At 56.1% G+C, this 21327-nt stretch carries 7 protein-coding genes; 1 reads left to right on the forward strand and 6 read right to left on the reverse strand.

From position 1 onward, the window contains the following. Positions 1-50: 50 nt before the first annotated feature. The 6 genes from AAGQ96_RS05130 to AAGQ96_RS05155 all read right to left on the reverse strand — a co-directional run bounded on the left by AAGQ96_RS05130 (position 51) and on the right by AAGQ96_RS05155 (position 12480). Positions 51-353: a hypothetical protein gene (locus AAGQ96_RS05130; protein WP_147195726.1), complete on the reverse strand. Its 303-nt coding sequence runs from the start codon at positions 351-353 to the stop codon at positions 51-53. Continuing rightward, positions 340-8856: a hemagglutinin repeat-containing protein gene (locus AAGQ96_RS05135; protein WP_342755004.1), complete on the reverse strand. Its 8517-nt coding sequence runs from the start codon at positions 8854-8856 to the stop codon at positions 340-342. Before AAGQ96_RS05135 ends, AAGQ96_RS05130 begins: the two co-directional genes overlap by 14 nt. A gap of 14 nt (positions 8857-8870) precedes the next feature. Then, a complete protein-coding gene (locus AAGQ96_RS05140) occupies positions 8871-10535 on the reverse strand; it encodes a ShlB/FhaC/HecB family hemolysin secretion/activation protein (protein WP_342755522.1) in 1665 nt (554 codons plus the stop codon). 148 nt (positions 10536-10683) lie between these two features. Then, positions 10684-11946, reverse strand: coding sequence for a histidine-type phosphatase (locus tag AAGQ96_RS05145; RefSeq protein WP_342755005.1), 1263 nt, complete (start codon positions 11944-11946; stop codon positions 10684-10686). A 49-nt stretch (positions 11947-11995) separates the two neighbouring features. Beyond that, positions 11996-12187, reverse strand: coding sequence for a hypothetical protein (locus tag AAGQ96_RS05150; RefSeq protein ID WP_342755006.1), 192 nt, complete (start codon positions 12185-12187; stop codon positions 11996-11998). A gap of 116 nt (positions 12188-12303) precedes the next feature. Then, complete coding sequence (locus tag AAGQ96_RS05155; protein WP_342755523.1) at positions 12304-12480, reverse strand: YnfU family zinc-binding protein; 177 nt, start codon at positions 12478-12480, stop codon at positions 12304-12306. A 258-nt stretch (positions 12481-12738) separates the two neighbouring features. Here AAGQ96_RS05155 and AAGQ96_RS05160 point away from each other — a divergent pair, with 258 nt between their 5' ends. Next, positions 12739-21315: a glucoamylase family protein gene (locus tag AAGQ96_RS05160; protein ID WP_342755007.1), complete on the forward strand. Its 8577-nt coding sequence runs from the start codon at positions 12739-12741 to the stop codon at positions 21313-21315. Positions 21316-21327: the final 12 nt, after the last annotated feature.

The following is a 21327-nucleotide window of genomic DNA, read 5'->3' on the forward strand; positions in this document are numbered from 1 at the left end:
TCGGACTGTCGGGTAAAAAGATCCCAGCCTCACGGGCTGGGATTTCTTATTTACTTCAACGTCTTTAATAACTCATCCATTAGTTCAGAAGCATCGTGTTTATATTCTGATTCCCAACGCGTTTGCCAGTCTGCGGGACGGCCTTCATTCTCCCATTCAGACAGAGCAAGTGCGTTGATAATTTCTAGTTCAAACCATATTTTCTGGTAATTATCTCTATTGTGCTCATCTTCAAATAGCTCATATAGCTGAGGCAAATCTTCTGCGTAACTGACGAACCTCGCAAAGCTGATGACATCATTTAATGAATTAAGCGCATACTCACAGATATCGTTCTTCTCATTTATCGCCATATTTAACCGTGACCACTCTACCAGATTCGTTCGTTACTACGGATACCTTACTCTCAGGATCAAAATGTACTGTTGTTCCGCCTCGGCTGGGCGTTGATTTACCATTTTTAATCGTATTTTCGACAACAGAAGGGGTTATTCCTCGATCCTGCATTCTGTCTAAGGCGTGCCCTGAATATTCTCGATTACTGATCGTACCCGGCTGATTTCTTACAGGTTGATAAGATGGGTTACCTGGCTGATTCATCGGATTGCGCTTACTTCCCATTGGGAGAGTGGCAGATACTTCATCGCTGGCCTTATTAATCAGCCTGGACGCCTCAGCTACATCACCTTTCTTCAGCGCAGTTTCCGCCGCTTTGATGATCTTGCCTGCTGTATCACCTGCACCCGGTATCAGCCCAACCGCCGCAGCCAGGTAATCAAGAGCTGAATGTGCTTCCGCAAAACTTTTGATATCACCCACAACCGGCACAAAATCTGCACCCGCTGACAGGATTTCCTTCAGCTGCTCACGCCGCTCTGTGTACATTTTCACCGAGCAGGCTTCTGCGCTTATGCCCGCACAGTTTTCTGCCTTGTACCGCTCGTTCTGCTCGTCAACCCGCTCCTGAGCCTGTTTCTGTGGCGTTTTACCGGCTGCCAGCGCATCCGTCAGATCCGATAGCGCATTATTCTCAACCGCATTCTTCCCAGCCTGTGCCCCTGCCACAGCATCCGCTGTACTGTCCCCGACAACGCCGCCCGCAAGCCCCGCCGCCAGCGTTCCAAGCGCACTGATGGTTTGTTTCTGATCCTCCGTCAGATCTTTACGATCAACTCCCCGATACATCTGCTGCGCGATATACTCGCCCATCACCGCGCCCGAAGCACCGGCCAGCGCACTGTTTCCTGCTGCGTAAGCGGTTACTGCGCCAACGACCGCATGCGCCATCAGGTTCGCTTCGGTATTAACCTTACCGTTCGCATCCGTGGTCAGTTTATGTATCTGCTCCGCCAGATACGGTGCAGCCGCACCGCTGACAGCCTGAGCGATATTTCCGCCCGCCAGCCCCTGGATTGCCGCCGTGGCCGCGCTTATTCCCTGCTGGATGGCGCTGCCGGTTCCCCATGACGCCATCGCATTATTGTAAGCCTGCTTCGCGACGTCATCATCCGTGAACGCTTTGCCCTTGCTTTCCAGCTGCGCTTTCGCCTCAGACAGTTTCGCCGGATCTCTCTTCGCTTTCTCGCCCGCTATCTGACCTTCGGTGCTGGCAATATCCATTGCCTGCGCCCCGATTTCCGCCACGAGCTGCGCCGCCTTCAGCCGGTTCCGTTCCTTCTCCGCGTCGAAGATTTTATCCAGACCCGGATTCGCATTTTCCACATCACGACTCAGCTGCGCAATATCCTGTGTCTGCTTTTCCTGATCACGGACAGTAATCGTGCCTTCGCTGACGGCGGAGTGGGTGGTCGAGCTGGCGCTGTCCGAACCGTTCAGTCCCGCCAGGAGGTTGCCGGCCATGTTCCCTTTAAACTGGTCGCCGATGCTGCCGCCGGTGCTGACGCCGACGCTCTGGTGCTCAACCTCATACGCGGCTTCGTTGCGAATATCGCGCCAGCCGATTGTGCCGGTATCGAGTTTATTCTTCTCCGCTGCCGCCGTCGAGCCGATAACCGCACCGTCCAGCTGCGTGTGTTCGCCAACGGTCACGTCGAAGCCGCCTTTTCCGGCAAAAATGCCCGTCTGCTCCGTCACCGACTGCCAGTCGCTGTTCATTTTATCGCGCGAGGCGTTCACGCTGGCCGTCGCCGTTCCCGCGCCGGAGGTGTAGCCGGCACCCGCGCTGGCGCTCTGCTGCTTCGAGTCGTACGTTTCGCGGTCCTGCTCTGAGGTCAGCGTCAGGTTGCGGCCCACGTCCATTTTTACCGTTTCGCCGCTGACCTGTGCGCCGGTGAGGATGGTGTCGCGGCCGCTGATTATCGTCACCTGATTTCCTGCGTTCAGCGTGGTTTCCCGGTGGCTTACGCTGTCGGCATTCTCGTGGCCTTTGCCTGCGCTGACGCTGGCGGACACGTTAAAGCCCGTGCCGCCGCTGCCGGCGGTGATACCCACGCCCACGCTGCCGCCTTTGCTGCTGTTGCTGCCGCGCGTCTGTGATGATTCTTCAGCGGAGACCAGGTTCACGTCGCGGTTCGCCGAGAGCAGCATGTCTTTACCCGCCTGAAGCTGGCTTCCCTGCACGCTGATATCACCATTTTCCCCCTGTACGCCGCTGCCGGTGGCGGTGATGCTCAGGTTACTGCCCGCCGTCAGGCTGCTTTCCTGCTGCGTTTTCTGGTTAAGCGTGCTTTGTGATTTGGAGGACTGGCTGCCGTAAGAGAGGCTGAGGCCGGCGGTCGTCTTGTTGTCCGGGTCGTCACCTCTGGCCGCATCCAGCCTGGCCGCCTGAGTGGCGCTGACCCCGCTGAGCGCCGCCTTCACCCCCTGTAAGGCCGCGAGGCGACCGTCGCTCTCTTTCGTGGCCTCGTTTACGGTGGTGACGGCCGAATTAATGGCGCTGCCCGCGGCACCGGAGAGGGCGAGGGTGAGGCCGCTCTGCTTCTGCTCAACTTTATGGCTCTGGCTGCTCTGGTTCTCCGCCGCCAGAATGTTCACTTCCTTGCCGGTCAGGCTCAAATCTTTCGCCGCCAGCACCTCAGAGCCTTTGACCGTCAGGCCGCTGCCCGCAGTCAGGCTCACGCTGCCCTGCGTGCTGCCCACGGTGCTGCCCAGGCTGCTGTGCGTGGCCGTATCATCAGTGATTTTCAGCGTGCTGCTGCCCGCCGTCACGCCAATCCCCCCGGTTCCCGACAGCCCGCTTTTTTTCTCACGGCGGAGATGATTTTCCTGGCGGGTCTCATCCGCCGTGCTGACGGTCAGATTATTTCCCGCCGCCAGCGTCACGTCGCCGGTGCCCACCACGTTGCTTCCGGTGATATTCAGGTCATGTCCCGCCAGCAGGGTTACGCTGTCGCCACCGAAGCTGCTGCTGACTGCGCGCTGGCTTTGTATTTCATCATGGGTGGTGAGCGATTTTTTCGACAGCAGGCCACCGCTGCTCTGATGGCTGTTCTCGGTGAGATGGAAAGAGGCGCTGCCGGAGGTGATGTTGATATCACTGCCCGCCACCACGCTGAGGCTCTCCCCGGCACTGACCGTTGCCGCTCTGGCATTCAGATCGTGGCCCGCCTGCAGCATCACCTCGCCGTTGCCGGCGATCTGGCTGCCGGTATCCGTGCTCTGCGTCAGGGTGCGGTCATTGCCTTTGCCCCAGCTTCCTTTTTCGCTACTGGTGGTGGTGAGGGTATTCAGGTTCAGATCGTTACCGGCAATAATTTGCGTCTGGCTGCCTTCGCCGCTGTTGGTAATCTGGCTCGCGGTCAGGTTAACGTTGTTCATTGCCTGCAGGCTCAGCGTGCCGCTGTCGTTCTGCACGTAAATACCTGCCGGACGGTCAAAAGTGATATTGCCCGGGCTGCCACCCAGGGTACTGATGCTGTTGATATCCCGGCCTGCAACTGCCGTCAGGCTGCTGTCACCCTGAAGCGTTCCACCGATATTATTGATATCAGTACGCGCCCGGAGGTCGACACGGCTACCGCCGATAAAGCCACTGTTGTTAAGATTCTCCGCCGTCAGCTGCGTCACGTCGCGGCCGCTGATATGCCCGCTGTTGGTCAGATCGTTGCTGACGTCCAGCGAGAGGTTGTCGCCCGCCAGCAGCGCGCCACTGCCGTTGAGATCGCCAGATTTAACCCGCGCATAGAGCTGCGGCACCAGCACGTCCTGCGTGCTGCCGTCCGCCAGGGTGACGGTCTGCTTTACCAGCCAGATCATGTCGCTGGTCAGCAGCGCCATCTGCTGTGCCGTCAGCGCCACGCCGATTTTCAGGTTAAAGTCCTTACCGAAAGCGACGCCGGTATCCATCAGCGCCCGGAACTGCGCTTCATCACTGCTGTAGCCGTTCAGGTAGCGATTTCCGATCAGCGCCACCACCTGCTGACGGATCAGCTGCTGCTCGTAAAAACCATCCCCCAGCCGCTTCAGCACATTGCCGGGATCCGTCGTCAACTGGTTCTGCATATAATCGCTGCCCAGCCACTGCTTTTTATCGGTAAAGCGGGGATCGGTCTCGATCAGGACAGGCACGTCGCTGGCGGGCTGCAGCTGATACAGGCTGTTATCCGGTAATGTAGTAACCGGAACAATCATTCTGATTGCGGTATCGTTGCCATCACTGCCGGGCTGGATGATTTCAACCTGCTGGCCTGACGGCGGCATCACCGGTTTTAGTCCGGTCTCTGCGGTAATATCACCCGCCCGGATGATGGTGGCACCGGTGCCGGATGTGTCGCGCCCAACAAGCGTTGTTCCGCTGCTGCTGATGGCTTCATTTCCCTGCCACGCAAGGGTTTGCAGATCGATGGTCTGGATAATGTCGTCAGGGGTGTAGACGCTGCGGTCCTTGCCCTGTGACGTCTTTGTGCCTCCCCGGCCATTACTGCTCTTTTTGGCATACCAGCGGATTTGCATGCCGATATCGGTAACGATCCGCTCACCCAGGGTGGCGATATTGTTCAGCTCGCCGATGACGCCACCGAGCAGGCCACCAGCAACGATGCGGCTGTCATGGTTATTTAGCCGGTCGCTGCTAATAGTGAGATTGCCGCCCGCCATAATCTGGCCCGGATCGCTCTCTTTAACCCGGGTTTCAGTGATGGTGCGTTCGTACTGATATTCGTAGAAGGTCCGGCCGCGGGTGCCGTCAGGCATTATGGCCGCATGAACATTGTATTTATTTTTTGTACTGGTATCCACATCGTCCCAGTCATAGCGAACGGTGGAGCTGCTGAGAACAGCTTCATGATGAAAAGACCGCTCAACCACCACCTCTTCGGTGATGAGATGGTCATTGATATTGTTAATCTCGCCGATGTTAAGCGTCATATTCCCGGCAGATTCCAGCGTGGCGCCGTGGTTATTGAGCACGGAGGCCCTGCCGCTGGCCCGCCAGCTGTCGTCCAGCGCGCCGCCGATGGTCATATCGCCAGCGCTGTAGATCAGCCCGTGCGCCCTGTTGTTTATCTGGCCTGCGCCGATATCCAGCCGGTCACGGGCGGCAATCGTGGCCGCCGTGCCGTTTTCCGTCAGGTTATTCAGCGTGCCGGTTTGTAGCGCAAGACGATCGCCGTAGATACGTCCGGTGCCGGTGTTGGTCAGGACAGAGGAGGAGACATGCGTCAGCCCGCCATCAAGCAGGCCCCGGTTGGTGACATTGCCGGCAATGAGCAGGTGATTTTCTCCGGCGCTGATTTCCGCGGACTGCTGATTCTCCAGTTCGGCAGCATGCAGATTCAGCACGCCACCGGCCCGGATCAGCGACTGATTTACCAGACTGCTGGCCGTAGTGAAATGCATATCCCCGTTAGCGATAACGTCGCCCTGATTGAAAAAGGCCTGCTGTAAGACCAGCGTCATCGCGTCCTGCGACAGCACCCGGCCGTCGCCACTCAGTGAATTTGCGCTCAGATTCAGGGTGTTGCCGCCAATGAGCGTGCCTGCGGTGTTGGTGAAGGCCAGCGAGTCACCGCCGTTGAAGTTGAGCTGTGAGGCGGATGAGATCAGGCCACCACTGTTATTCAGGGCAGCGCTGCTGGTGATATCGAGCAGATTGTTCGCCCTGACTGCACCGCCTGCATTATCGACTGTGGCGCTGACGAGGGTAACCGACTGGCCTTCAATGCCGGTGTTTTCGCTGAGGGTGTTGCGGTTAAACAGTTGATTCGCAGTCAGTGACAGGCTTTTTCCACCCCGAATCAGCCCGGAAGTGTTGTCCAGCGCGGCACCGGTTGCGTGGATCAGCGCGTTGCCGGCTAACTGCATCTGCCCGCTGATATTTAACAACGTTCCGGTATCCAGCTGCGCGTTGCCGGATATGGCAATCGTGCCGTTGCTGTTATCCAGCAGCTGGCCATAAGTATTGAGCTGAAGAGTACCTGAGCCGATTAACTGCCCCGATGAATTGAGCAGTGCGCCCGTCAGCAGCGTCAGCGTTTGACCCGCGCTGAACACGCCGCCGGTGTTGGTCAGCGTGTTGTCTCTGGTGTTCAAATTCAGGCTGGTTCCCGCCTGGACGCGGCCAGACTGATTATTCAGTGTGCCGGTCGTCAGGCTCAGGCCCGCATCGCTCGCCAGCGTGCCTTGCAGGTTACTCAGACTCTGACCACTCAGTGTGGTATCACCGCCTGCGGCGATAAACCCGGCAGTGTTATCAATGTTGCCACTGTGAACCGACAGGGTGCCGTGGCTGAGAATACCGCCATTGCTGCCGCTGTCACGGTTGATGAGATCGCCGTCCGCTAAAGCCAGCACCATATTTGCGCCGGACTTTAGCAGGCCTCCGGCATTATTCAGGCCGGTGCTCGCCAGCGACAGGTTTCCGGCTGCGGCCAGCACACCCTGCTGGTTGTTGAGCTTCTCCTGCAAGTTGATCTGCAACGCACCGTTCTGCGCGGCAATCAGATGTCCCTGCTGGTTATTCAGGCTTTTTGCCGTTAGCAGCATATTGCCGTTTGCCGCAAGGCGGCCTGCCTGATTATCCAGCAGGCCTTTAACCGTTACGGACATCTCGCCGCTTCCGGTCTGTACGGTGTTACCGCGACGATGGGAAAGGGCATCTGCCCTTATTGAAAGCTGATTAGCCTGTACCGTTGCCTCATTCAGCACCAGCTGTCCGCCAATCAGATCAAGGCTGCCGTCAGTCAGCAGCGATCCGCCTGAGCTGTTCATTTCCTCACTGAAAATGTTCAGCTCACCCGCGCCAGTGTGCAATAGCGAACCCTGCTGGTTATTGAATGAGGCCGTATTCAGCATCAGATTCAGGCCATTGCTGGCAATTTGCCCGCCAGCATTATTCAGGTCGGCGAAGGATAATTGCAGATCGTCAGTGCCGAGTTGCTGTATCAGCCCCTGCTGGCTGGAGAGGCTGCGGGCTTTGAGGTTCAGCCTGTCAGCCGAGATTTTTCCGCTGTCGTTGTTAATGGCATCACGGGCTGACGCTGTGAGCTGATGGGTAGCGGCCAGGGTGGCCTTTTTCGTGCTGATGCTCCCTGAACTGGCCTGAAGCGAGACGTTGCTGCCAAAGGTCTGGCTGCCGCTGAGGTCCAGCACCGTGCCTGTTGCCGTGAGCTGGCCGGCGGCGGAAGCCTGGCCGTTAACCTTCAGCTCGCCCTGGCTGGTAACCGTTAAATTACCGGCCAGACCCAGCGTGCCGTCGCTGTTTATCCCTGCGGCCAGCGCACCGCCAGAACTGCTGGCGACCGAAGCGGCGTTCAGCGTGGTGTTATTGCTGGCGGCGATAACACCGTTGTTGTTAAGCCAGCCACTGGCGGTGATATCGGTGTTGCCGGTGGCGAAAATCTTACCGCTGTTCTCCACCTGGCTTTGTGAAATCAGGTGCAGGTTTTTTGAGGCAGTGAGGCTGCCGGTATTGCCGATGCTGCCATCGGCATTCACGACTACATCGCCGGCAGAGGCACCGATGTTCCCGGCATTGTGGACGCCCACGCCTTTTTCAGTGCCCAGCAGACGAATTTTATTGGCATACATGCCGCCCAGCCCGGCGACATCAATCGCCAGAACGGGGGCGGTACCGCCATCGGCGGCTTTGGCTGTGATCCGGTTATGATCGGCATCGACGCTGTTCCGTCCGGTGGTCACTTTCAGCTCGCTGGCCCAGATCCCGGCATTCACCTTCACCGCGCGGGCGATCAGATCGGTGCTGTCCTGACGGCTGCTGTCCAGACCCGCGCCCTGAATCACAATCTCACCGTTATTTACCTCATATCCGGTGACCAGACCGTTATTCATCTGCACCTGGCCGGTGGTCAGGGTGGCGCGATGTGCGTTGATAAAGCCGCAGCCGTTACAGGTAATACCCGATGGGTTGGCAATCACCACCTGGGCCTTTTGCCCGGCCACTTCAATCATGCCGTTAAGCTGGCTGGCATTACGCGCATTAACTTCATTAAGGATGATTCTCGCCTCGCCTCCGGCCAGATTCGCGTTGCCGTTCACCATCCCGGCCAGCTGAGTTTGCGTGCTGGCGTGGCTGTTATTCAGCACCACGCCGTGTTTATCAACGTCAAACTGGCTGTAGACGTTGCGCGAAACGCCAGCCGCGCTGGGCGTCTGAATATTAACCTGTGGTGTGCCGTTAGCTGCGCTGACAATGACCGGCTGCTGATTGCCGGGAGCCTGGCTGTCGGCGACAATGCCTGCGCTGGCAGAGACGCTGACGCAGCCGAGCGCAATCAGTAGCGCAAATTGCAGCGCAGAGAGTTTGCTGATCCGGCCTTGCTGCGTGCCGGGCACGGAAGAGGGGGAGGCGGTGCCGTGCGCGGAAGTGGCAAATTCGCCCACCACCATCAGCATGCCGCGGGCTTTATTGAAAACGATACGGTAGAAGTTTTTGTTCATGGCTGCATCCTTATTTAATACTGCCAGTTGAGGCTGAAGCCCAGCGAGACCGGATCGGTCTTGAATCCATCGGGTTTGGAGAACGGCACGGCGGCAAACAGGTCATAGCCCATGCTGAAAGCCTGCCCGCGCAGACCAATCGCACCACCGGCAAGATGGTTGCCCGCGAGATCTTCCGTGCCTTTGCCGCCTACTTCGCCATAGTCAACACCCACGTACAGTTCCTGCTGCGGCAACGGAGTAGCCCAGGCAAGATTGCTGCGCACAAACCAGCCCCGGTTGGCGTTTAGCGTACGTTCGCCGTCGAAGCCGCGTACCGACCAGCGGCTGCCGATGGCAAACCGATCGGCGGGTGCCAGTGGGGTATTGCTGTACTGCCGCTGATAGTGGGCGTTGTAATGGAATTTCTGCATGCCCAGCGTAAAGGGGATATTCAACTGCGTGGAGATCTGCACAATTTTTGACAGCGCTGTGGCTTCACCCAGGTTCTCTTCCGGGGCCGAGAGAGCCCCGAACCAGCGGGTGCCGCGCTGATAGCTTATGCCAGCATCCAGCGTGGACCGTGCAATAAAGTGCCGGTGCTGTAAGCCAACGCGCCACGCAGAGGTACGGCGGCGCTGCACTTCCACTTCCGTATCGTTAATAAAGTTCTTCGACGCCTTTGCCAGCACGTCATAAGTCAGGGTGGTTTTCTGGCTGCCGGAGCGGTGCAGAACGCGGCTGAGCTGGAAATCAAGATTCTGGCTTTCGCCACCGTAGCGGTAGTCTTGATTCAGCCCCGCCACCCGTTGGTGGTAGTCATAGCGGTTGACGGTCAGTCCGGCAGTCCACCAGCCGAACGGCACTGAGTAATGGCCGGTCAGGTTGCGGGTGCCTTTATCGTGATGTTTTTCAAGGCTGCTGCTGGCGGAAATATAAAACAGGTCGCTGAAAGAAAACGGGTTATCCAGCGAGAGCGTCAGCCCGCCCTGATAGCGTCCGGTCGGGCGCGTACCGGAGTCATCCAGCGAAGCATCGATGCGCCATAACCGGCTCTGCTGCCAGCGCAGCAGCACATCGCTTTCGCCTGGCTGGGCGCCCGGCACAATTTCCATACTGGCCTGTACGGTCGGCAGTCGCTGCAAATTCTCCAGCCCCTGTTCGATATCGCGTAGATCCAGCAGCGCACCAGCTTGCACCGGGAAAGCGCCATACAGTGAGACATGATGCCCGCTGTCAGGCGTGAGGGTGACGTTACGCACCTTACCCGGCACCACTGCCAGTTTCAGCTCACCGCTTTTCAGATCCTGGGCGGGAGCCAGTACGCGTGTGGTGATATAGCCGCTCTCAATCAGGCGATTTTGCAACGTGCTCATCAGCAGGTTAATGCCTTTGCCACCGAGGCAGTGCCCAGCGGCCTGATTAGCGATGCGCTGCAAGGGCAGCCAGTGCGGCACCGTATCCGCGCCCGCCAGCGTAATCTGTGAAAGAGCAAAGCAGGGTGATTCAGCGGGAAAAGCGAGAGGGCCAGCGTGGGAAACGGGTGCTGAAAGGCGCACATCGGGTGTGGGGGGCAATAGCTGCTGTTCCAGCGCTTTCTGCCGTTGTTGGATTAACGGGTCGTTATTGGCCTGCGCCGTTGGGATAACCAGTAGCGGCAGAAAAGTGCCGAAAAGCACCGTGCAAAAGCCACGAGACAGTAAAAGGATGCGAAGATCCAGCATTGACGAGTCCTTGTCAAAACCGATGAGAAGATTGTTACGTTAATTTTATTGCAGGCAAAACCGCCTGCTGCCTGAATTTTATTCAGCAGGGCGGCATAATAGTGTGAATTTTGTCAGGATTCAATCAATAACGGTCCGGAACAATAACGGAACGGTTAATATTTTTCTCAATACGCTGCATGGCAGCAGTAAAAGGACAAAGCGTGCCCGCTTCCGTTGTTTTGCACCCGTTGAAATGCAGCTCCGTCAGCAAGGGCGGATTTTGCTGGTCAAGCGGCGTTAGCTGGCGCAACTGATCCAGGCTCTGCGCCTGAAAATAGATACGGATAAATTGCTGCTGACGCTCATCCCGCCAGCGTTCAAACACCAGGCTGCCGCCCGGCGGGATATTGCCGGGAGGATAAAGTCCCTGCTGCCAGTGAAAGTCCAGCAGGGTGCGCAGCCATGAAATATTGATATCGTGAGCCACAATCAGCAGCCAGCGCGTATCCGGCAGAGCATTTTGCTGTTCGCCACGGAGCGCTTTGGCAATCTGATCCATTAACGTCGAGGCGCCCCGCGAGGCTGAAGAAGGCAGATCGTTGGTATAGTCATATTTATAACTCAGCAGCGGCATTAGCTGCGCGATCTCTGCGGCGCTGTGAACCTTGCCGAAAGCCACTTCTGACAAGGGCTTGTTTTCACTCCATTCCAGCCTCAGCGTTTCGGCCATAGCGGCCAGCGTGTCCAATCCTTTAATACCAATGGTGCCATTTGACCAGACGCTGAGCTGCCAGGGCTCACTGAAAACCGGGCAGGGCGCAGCGGGCTGGCAGACCGCCCGTTTCAGGGCATTAATTTGCGGCTGTAAACGCTGCTGAGCGGCGGCCAGATCGCCACCCATCGCGGCAAGCGCCTCCTGACGGCTTGCCGCCGCTCTGGCTTTGCTGGCTTTACCGGCCGGATACTGAAACAGAGGATCCGGCCCTTTTTTAGCCTGTACGGTAACGCCGCAGCCGGGAAAGGCGGCCTCGGCCAGCGCCTGCGCCGTCATTTTAGTGCGCTGCATTGGGCTGGCGTACAGATAGAATTCGGCATTATTCGGGCAGGCGTTGCCGATTAACCCGAGTTGCCGATAGCGCTGGCTCTCGTAACGGCCTTTAAGCCAGGCCGCGGTATAGCCATGCCCGGTAAGATCGCCATCGCGAGTCAGCCAGCTGGCCCAGGTACGGGCGGATCCCGCTTCGATAGCCCGGCGATTATCAGGCGAAGGAGGACGTACGCCATGCCGGCTGATTTCGACAACTTTCTCCAGCGTATAATGCGATTCTGCCTGCGCAATCTGACTAAAAAGGGCGACAAAAGCAGCGAAAAGGAGCCTGAGTGAAAGTGGGGAAAGCCTGAGCATAGCGGGGATCTCTGTAGCCGGTTGAAAATTAATCTTCTGATTTTTACGGCTAAACTATAGCTTTTTCACCGGGCGCAGTCACTTGCATACGCTGGATAAAGCACTCCCTTTTTCCGAAAGAAGTTTCGGGATAAAAATGCGTACGCAAAAAACAGACACTCTTTTTAAGATATTCCTGACCAAATGCTTCAGGGAAATAATTTAAATGTATTTGCGCAACATCACCGCTTTCTTTTGGCATTCAGTTAATCGGGAGGATTACGCGTATGAGTCACTCTTTTTACGCATATTGACTGGCGGTTTTTCATCAGCTTCATGCCGGGTAAAAGTGATAATTTTAAAATTTTTTTAGCCTTTTTACTTCTCTTTAATAAATAAAGATTTGCAGTAGGGGCAAAGCATAGTCTGTCCGTGGCTCCGCTTACTTACTGATTGGGAAGAGTATTTATTGCAAATCGGACATTTGGTACTGGCTTCGCTTTTTTTCAGGAACGCCATGATTGCAGTAAGGTATGACATGATTTTCTCTCTCATAATGGCTGTGGTGGACAACGAAACGGCCCGGCTTTTTAAGCATAATAAGCTTTTAAAGAAAATATTACCTGAATTACCGTCATGAAAAAATATATTTACGCTAATGTCGATGATTTAATTCGTATTCCTGGTGGAGGGGGGAAACTAAACTATGACTTTCATTATAATCCCTAACATTCATTTCATTAAAGCGTACACTGGCGGTAATGCACTTTTTAATCTCTGATCCTCTTTTATGTGCCTTTAGGGAATATCAAAGTGAAAAAATATTTTAACGAGTGGTTCGGCACGCAAAGCGACGCCAGCCTGCCGCATGAAAAATCCGTGGCGGCCGAAAAGAATATTTATAATCAGGTCTGGCCGGAAATATTTTCCGCAGACCAGATGGCGATCTATGGGGAAAAGCTGGCAGGAAGCCATCAGCTTTCTCACGGGAAAACCGTCTGGCACCTGTCGGGTCGGCTGAATGAAGATGAGCGGCTCCTGACACAGAGTGCAGAAATCCTCAGCGGCGGTGATAAAAAAAGCCTGACGCCTGCCGGTCTGTGGCTGCTGGATAATTTCTACCTGATTGAAGAACAAATTCGTCTGGTGCGTCAGTTGCTGCCTGCCAAATTTGGTAAAGGGCTGCCGGTGCTGTTGGATTCCGGGCAGCTTCTGCGCATTCAGGTCATTGCTCAGGAGATGGTCAGGCACAGCGACGGCAGGCTGGAAAGTAACGTGCTGTGGGCGCTGATCGCCTCTTATCAACGTGTTACGCCTCTGCTGCTGGGGGAGCTGTGGGCTTTGCCTGCCATGCTGCGGCTGGCGTTAATTGATAACCTGGCGCGGATTGCTACGGAAGTGGCCGTTGCGCATCAGGAAAGGATGAAGGCCGAAAAGTGGGTCAGTAAGATCCTGATGATGGTGCAGGGCGATGTCGGCAAAGTCATTGTGGTCGTGGCGGAAATGGCAAAAAAAAATCCGGTTCTGTCGGGTGCTTTTGTCGCCGAAATGACGCGCCGCATGAGCGGGCAAAGCAATATGCTGGCGATAAACTGGCTTGAGCAGCATCTTCATGGCATCGGGCTGAGTACCTCACAGGTGATTGAACATTTCAATCGCCAGCTCTCAATCAGTCAGCTTTCCGTCAGCAACAGCATTTCCGGCCTGCGACAGTTAGGCGAAACCGACTGGCCTGAAATGATTGAATCCCTGAGCCTGGTTGAGCAGACCCTGCGGCAGGATCCGGCAGGCATTTATTCGCTCATGCAGTTCGAAAGTCGTGACCATTATCGTCACGTCGTTGAAACGCTTGCCCGCCACAGCGATTTTAGCGAACAGGATGTTGCGCATGAGGTACTGACACTGGCCGGTCAGCAGCAGGGGCGTCAGCAACATGTTGGCTACTATTTACTGGATAAAGGTCGGGCGGAACTGGAAAAACGGCTTGCCACGCGTTATTCCGTTATCACCCAGTGGCGACACAGGCTGCATCAGATGCCGCTGCTCTCCTGGCTGGGGAGCCTGTTATTGCTGACGGCGGCTTTCAGCGCCGAACTCTTCGTCGATACCTTTGATGCCGGCATGAGCCGCTGGCTCTGGCTGCTGCTGTTGCCGGTGATTATCGTCACCAGCGAGCTGGCGCTACAGCTGTTAAGTGAGTTGACCACCCGAAGTCGTCATCCTGAACCGCTCGCCAGCATGGATTATGCCGCTGCGATACCCAATGATAAAAGCACGCTGGTGGCGATCCCCTGCCTGCTAGGCAGTCAGAGCAGTATTGATGCGCTGTTGCGATCGCTTGAAGTCTGCTATCTGGGGAATGCCTTACCCAACCTCTATTTCGCCTTACTTACCGATTTTACCGACAGCGCAGAACAAAGCAGTGCCGAAAACCGGGCGCTTTTGCGTTACGCCATCACCAAAACCGAGGCACTTAACCGTCGTTATCCTTCCGGCAAGGATAATATTGCGCTCTTTTCGCTGCTCCACCGCGACAGCCTGCTCAATAAAGCGCAGGGCGTGTGGATGGGATATGAACGTAAAAGAGGAAAAATCTACGCCCTCAACCACTGGCTTCGCCATGAAGCGGACGTTTTTAGCATCACGGCAGGTGCGAGCCAGGCCGAGCTGAGCAAAGTTAACTATGTTATTACGCTTGATAGCGACACCATTTTGCCTCGCGAGACGGCCTGTAAGCTGATTGGCATTATGGCTCACCCGCTTAATAAACCCGTGTTTGACGAAAGCCTTCACCGGGTAGTGGAAGGGTATGCCATTTTACAGCCGCGCATGGCGGAGGAGATCCCTGTTTCAGGGCAGGGGCGTTATGCAAAATTATGCAGCAGTATTCCGGGGAACGATCCCTATTCTGCTATCTCGTCGGATATCTATCAGGATCTGTTCGGCGAAGGATCTTACATTGGTAAAGGCATCTACGAAGTGGATACTTTTACCCGCGCTACCCGTAATACCTGCCCGGAAAATCTGGTACTTAGTCACGATTTGCTGGAAGGCTGCTATGCCCGCTCGGGGTTTATCAGCAATATCGTTTTGTACGAGCAGTACCCCGATAATTATCTTGTTGATGTGGCCCGTCGTTTCCGCTGGATAAGGGGGGACTGGCAGTTGCTGAACTGGCTGCGGCTTAATGTTTATCTGGCCGACGGCAGCCGACAAAAAAATCCGCTCAGTTTCCTTTCCCGCTGGAAACTGCTGGATAACCTACGCCGCAGCCTGGTAGCGCCTTCGCTGTTGCTGCTGCTTTTTACTGCTTTTACCCTCTTGCCTAACCCGCTCTACTGGATTTGCGCGATCCTGCTGGTGTTAATATTACCCGGTACGCTGGCACTGGCGCTGGATGCGATTAAAAAAGGCAAGCAGCGCGCCTGGCGTCAGCACCTGAAAATTGTGGCAGCAGGCAGTTTCACGCGCCTTTGCCGGGCTGGCCTTTATCTGGCGACGCTTCCTCATGAAAGCTACTGGTCAGTAAAAGCGATCGTCCTCACGCTGTGGCGGCTAAACGTCAGCCATCGTTATCTTCATGAATGGAAAAGCGGTGGGGCGCTGGCGGCAACGCGCCTGACCCGTCGGGCTTGCTATCGTGAAATGTGGATCAATCCGCTTGCGGGCGGCCTGTTGCTGCTGCTTATTGCTGGCCTGGCGCCTCAGCTTCTGCTGTCAGGCCTGCCGCTGGCCGTGTTATGGGTGATTACCCCTGAGCTTATTAAAAGGATCAGCCAGCCGGCTGCGCCAGAACCGGCAACGCTGAGCGTGACCCAGCAGCAGTTTTTACGCCGGACCGCTCGCGAAACCTGGGCGTTTTTTACTGATTTTGCCGGCGCGGAAGATAACTGGCTGCCACCTGATAACATGCAGGAGATCCCGCAGCAGATTGTCGCTCATCGCACCTCGCCGACCAATATCGGTCTGTCGCTGCTGGCCAACTTAACGGCATGGGACTTCGGCTATGTCACCCAGAATGAGGTGCTCACGCGCACTACCGCGACGCTGGATACGCTGGACAGGATGGATCACTATCGCGGCCATCTTTTTAACTGGTATGACACCCAAACCCTGGCCCCGCTCAATCCTCGTTATATTTCCAGCGTCGACAGCGGCAATATGGCGGGCCATCTGGTTACGCTTCAGGCCGGTCTGCATGCCTGGAAATCCCAGCCGGTCGTGGTGATCGCCTGTTTGCTGGAAGGGCTTAATGACACGCTGCTGCTCGCCGAAGAACATGCCCACGAAGCAGACCGCGAGCAGCTGGTGCTCATTCGCGAGCTGTTTACCTCGTTACAGAATAGTGCCGCCTCGTCGCTGTTAAGCGCGCTGGCATATTTAATGTTGACGCTTTCCTTGCAGCGACAAAGAAGCGCATTGCCTGATGAACGCTGGATTAGCGCTTTCCGCCAGCAAATTGACGCCTTCCATCAGGAGTGGTGCCAGTTCTTTAGCTGGCTGACGCCTGCCGACAGCCTGCCCGACACGATCCCCTCTCTGCTGTGGCTGGCCGAACTGAATCAGCATCGGCCCGGCCTGGCCCGGACGGTCGCCGAACCCGTCATGCAGGCGGCACGCCAGCGGCTGGCCATTTTGCTGGAGCTGGATCAGCGACTCGATGCGCATCAAAAAATGGATTTCCGTTTCCTTTATCATCCGGAAACCGCTTTGCTCAGCGTCGGTTATAACTGCGAAAACGGGGTGCTGGATAACGGTAAATACGATCTTCTGCCTTCTGAAATCCGCCTGACGCACTATTTTGCCATCTCCACCAATCAGCTGCCGGTTAAAAGCTGGTTTGCGCTGGGCAGGCTGTTTACGCAGATAGATAATCAGCCGGCGGTGATGTCCTGGAGCGGTTCAATGTTCGAATATTTGATGCCGCAACTGGTGATGCCGGTCTTTCCCGACACCCTGCTGGAACAGATGGCGCGCTCGGCCGTTCAACGGCAAATTGCCTGGGGCAAGACGCTAAATATTCCATGGGGTGTTTCTGAATCGGGCTATGCGGCTTTCGATGCCAATAATAATTATCAATATAAAGCGTTCGGACTTTCTGAACTTGGGCTGAAGCGGGGATTAAATGAGGAACGTGTGGTGGCACCTTACGCCACTCTGCTGGCGTTAATGGTGCTGCCGCAGGAAGCCATTGAGAATCTTAATACGCTGATCAAGTGGGGCGCAAAAGGCGATTATGGCTTTTATGAAGCGCTGGACTTTACGCCTGAGCGGCTGCCGCCAGACCAGAAATGTGTCCGCATTAGTTCCTATATGGCCCACCATCAGGGGATGGGGCTGCTGGCTATCGGTCATCTGCTGTTTCAGGCACCTATGGTGCAGCGCTTTATGTCCAGCGCGTTGAATCAGTCATCGCGCCTGCTGCTTCAGGAGAGAATGCCTGATGCCATTGAGCTGTATACGCCACGGCGGCATTTTGACGACGCCTCTGAGCGCGCGCGGTCATCGGTAAATCCTGATTTGCGGCTGTTTACCGGTGCCGATACCCCTGTTCCTCAGGTACAGCTGCTTTCCAATGCACATTATCATCTGATGGTGACGCAGGCCGGTGGCGGCTATAGCGTCTGGAACGGTATTGCCCTGACGCGCTGGCGCAGCGATGCCACCAGCGATAACCGTGGTGCTTTTTGTTATCTCAGCGATAGCGATAGTGGCGAGACGATCGGTAACACCTTTCAGCCTTGCGCAAGCAAGCGTCCGCTCTACAAAACGCTGTTCAACGATGCCGGCGTCGAGTTCAGCTGTAGTGACGGGGCGCTGACGATGCATACGCATATCGTGGTATCACCAGAAGATGATGTGGAGATCAGGCGCATTACGCTGACGCATCGCGGACGTCAGCCGCGTCGGGTGAATATCACCACTTATGCTGAGGTTGTGCTGGCACCTGCCGCAAGCGATCTGGCCCATCCCGCCTTTAGTAATCTCTTTGTACAAACAGAAATCCTGGCCGATGATGAAGCGATCCTTGCGCATCGTCGCCCCCGTGACGAACATGAAGAGACGCCCTGGATGTTCCACGCGATGGTTATTCACGGCGCAGTTGAGAGAACAACCTCCTGGGAAAGCGATCGTGCTAAATTTATTGGTCGTGGCAACACCCCGGCCAACCCTCACGCACTCGGCCCACTCGGCAGGCTTTCCAACAGCGAAGGGTCGGTACTGGATCCGATTCTGGCGATGCAGCAAACCTTTCTGCTCAGGCCCGGCGAGCCGCAGGTGATTGACATTATTTACGGCGTGACGATGCAGCGGGAAAGCACGGTTAAACTGATTGAAAAATATCGCAACAAAATTAACGCCAATCGAGTGTTTGAGATGGCGTGGTCGCACAGTCAGGTCGCGCTACGGCAGCTAAATGTGCATGCAGAGGATGCCAGCACGTTTAATACGCTGGCCAGCGCCATCCTGTTCCCCTGCGCGGAAATGCGTGGGGACAACAAAGCGATGATGCGTAATCGCCTTGGTCAGGCCGCACTGTGGGGACATTCGATTTCCGGGGATCTGCCGATCGTTCTCCTGACCCTCGATCTTGCCGGACAGCTTGAACTGGTTGGAGCAATGATCCAGGCGCATGCTTACCTGCGCCATAAAGGTTTGAGCATTGATTTGGTGATTATCAACAACGACCGAGGCGGCTATCAGCAGGCGTTGCATAACCAGATAATGCGTTTTATCGATTCGGGAGAAAGCGTGAAGCTGGCTGACCAGCCTGGCGGCATCTTTGTGCGCAAAGGCGAAAACTTCACCGCCGAAGATCGGCAGCTGTTAATAAGCATGGCGACGGTGGTGATTGAAGGCAAACGCGGCAGTTTAGCCAGTCAGCTTAAGACGCTGCACAAGCCCGGTCGTCATCTGTTACCGGCGCTTTTTTCGAAAGTCTCGCCAAGGCTGGTGCTGTTCGCCTCTTCTCCTCCTGTTGCACCGTTGCAGTTTTTTAACGGTACGGGCGGCTTTAACGAAGACGGCAGCGAATATCGAATCGTGCTGGATCCGCTGAAAATACCGCCAGCTCCCTGGTGCAACGTCCTCGCCAACAGCAATTTTGGCAGCGTGATTTCTGAAAGCGGGCAGGGCTACAGCTGGTATGAAAATGCGCATGAATATCGCTTAACGCCCTGGGAAAACGATCCGGTTAGTGACAGCGGCGGCGAGGCGTTCTATTTACGGGATGAAGAGACGGGGCATTTCTGGTCACCGACGCCGCTGCCGATCAGAGGTGAGGGCAGCTACCTGACACGACACGGTTTTGGCTACAGCGTGTTTGAGCATAGCGAAAACGGTATCGTCACGTCGTTAACCGTTTTTGTTGCCGGGGACGCGCCGGTAAAACTTTCCGTGCTGACCGTGCGCAACCAGTCTGGACGTAGCCGGGATCTCTCCGTTACGGGCTATGTGGAATGGGTGCTGGGGGAATTAACAAGTAAATCTGCGATGCATGTTGCGACTTCTGCGGCACGGGTTTCGCAAGGCGCAGGGATATTGGCAACAAACTACTATGGCAGCGCGGGAAGCGAACGTACCGCTTTCTTCGCTGTTAATGGCAGTAATGGATCTTTAAGCGGCAACCGACGGGAATGCCTGGGGCGCAACGGCACCACGCGCCAGCCAGAGATGATGCAAATTCGCGGATTGTCAGGCCACACTGGCGCAGGGCTGGATCCCTGCGGCGCGCTGCAAAGAGTTTTCACACTGATTGACAGCGACAGCCGTACCTTCATTTTTGCGCTGGGCGTGGGTGAAGATTCGGTCGCGGCCGAGGCGCTTATTCACCATTTCCTGAGCGGTGAAACCGCCCTGGAAGAAGTAGAAAAGGTCAAACAGAACTGGCAGCGGGTGCTGCACAAAATTCAAATAGACACGCCGGACAAAGCCACCAATCTCCTGGCGAACGGCTGGTTGCTTTATCAAACGCTTGCCAGCCGCCTGCTGGCACGTAGCGGTTATTATCAGTCCGGCGGCGCTTTTGGCTTTCGCGATCAGCTTCAGGACACGCTGGCGCTGCTGCATGCTGAACCGCAACGGGCGCGCGCGCAGATCCTGCTGTGTGCTTCACGGCAATTCGTGGAGGGGGATGTGCAGCACTGGTGGCATCCGCCTGGCGGTAACGGCGTGAGAACACGTTGCTCTGATGACTATCTCTGGCTGCCGTTTGCGATTTGCCAGTACATCGACGCGACTGACGATATGGCGCTGCTGTCGCAGCCGGTGAGTTATCTTGAGGGCAGGCTGCTGGCACCGGGCGAAGAGTCGGTTTATGAGCGCCCTGACGTCAGTCAGATGACGGAAACGGTCTGGCAACACGGCGTGCGGGCCATCAAAAACGGGCTGCGCTATGGGCCGCACGGCCTGCCGCTGATCGGTTCTGGCGACTGGAATGACGGCATGAACACGGTGGGGGCTGCCGGGAAAGGCGAAAGCGTCTGGCTGGGATTCTTCCTCTATACGGTGCTTGAACGTTATGCCGCGCTGGCCGGGCGGCTGCATGATGATGATATTGCGCTTTTGTGTCGGCAGCAGGCGACGACGCTGAAAGACAGCCTCAACAGCCATGGCTGGGATGGCAAATGGTTCCTGCGGGGATTTTTCGACAGGGGCGAGCCTCTTGGTTCGCATATCAGTAAAGAGTGCCAAATTGATGCTATTGCACAAAGCTGGTCAGTGCTCTCCCAGGCCGGAGAAACGGACAAGCGTCAGGCGGCAATGACGGCGCTTTATGAGCGGCTGGTGGATCGGGAAAATGGCATCATCAAGCTTTTAACGCCGCCATTTGATGGTGCCGGACCTAACCCTGGCTATATCAGAGGATATTTACCCGGCGTCAGGGAAAATGGCGGGCAATACACGCACGGTGCTATCTGGGCAATCATGGCTTTTGCGCAGATGGGGGAAGCAGAACGCGCCTGGTCGTTATTCGCATTAATCAATCCGGTCAACCACAGCCTGACCGCCAGTGCGGTGGCCCGCTACAAGGTAGAGCCGTACGTCATGGCTGCCGATATCTATGCCGCAGAACCGCACGCCGGGCGAGGAGGCTGGAGCTGGTACACCGGCTCGGCTGGCTGGGCTTATCAGCTGATTATCGGCTCACTGCTGGGTATTGGGCGACACGCAGATTATCTGACGCTCCATCCCTGTTTACCCGCAGACTGGCCGGAAGTGCGGGTGAGCTACAAAGAAGGTGAGAGCCGCTATGAAATAACGTTTCTGCGCGGAACGGGCGAGTACCAGCTTTGGGTAGATGATGAACGGATTGCTGATAACCGCTTGCTGCTGACCGGCAATAATCCGATATATCGGGTGAAGGTCCTGCTCGAAAAAGCACTTTAGCCCTGGCGCGAA

This window comes from Pantoea sp. MBD-2R, from assembly GCF_039134845.1.
In the GTDB taxonomy this organism is placed as follows: Bacteria; Pseudomonadota; Gammaproteobacteria; order Enterobacterales; family Enterobacteriaceae; genus Erwinia.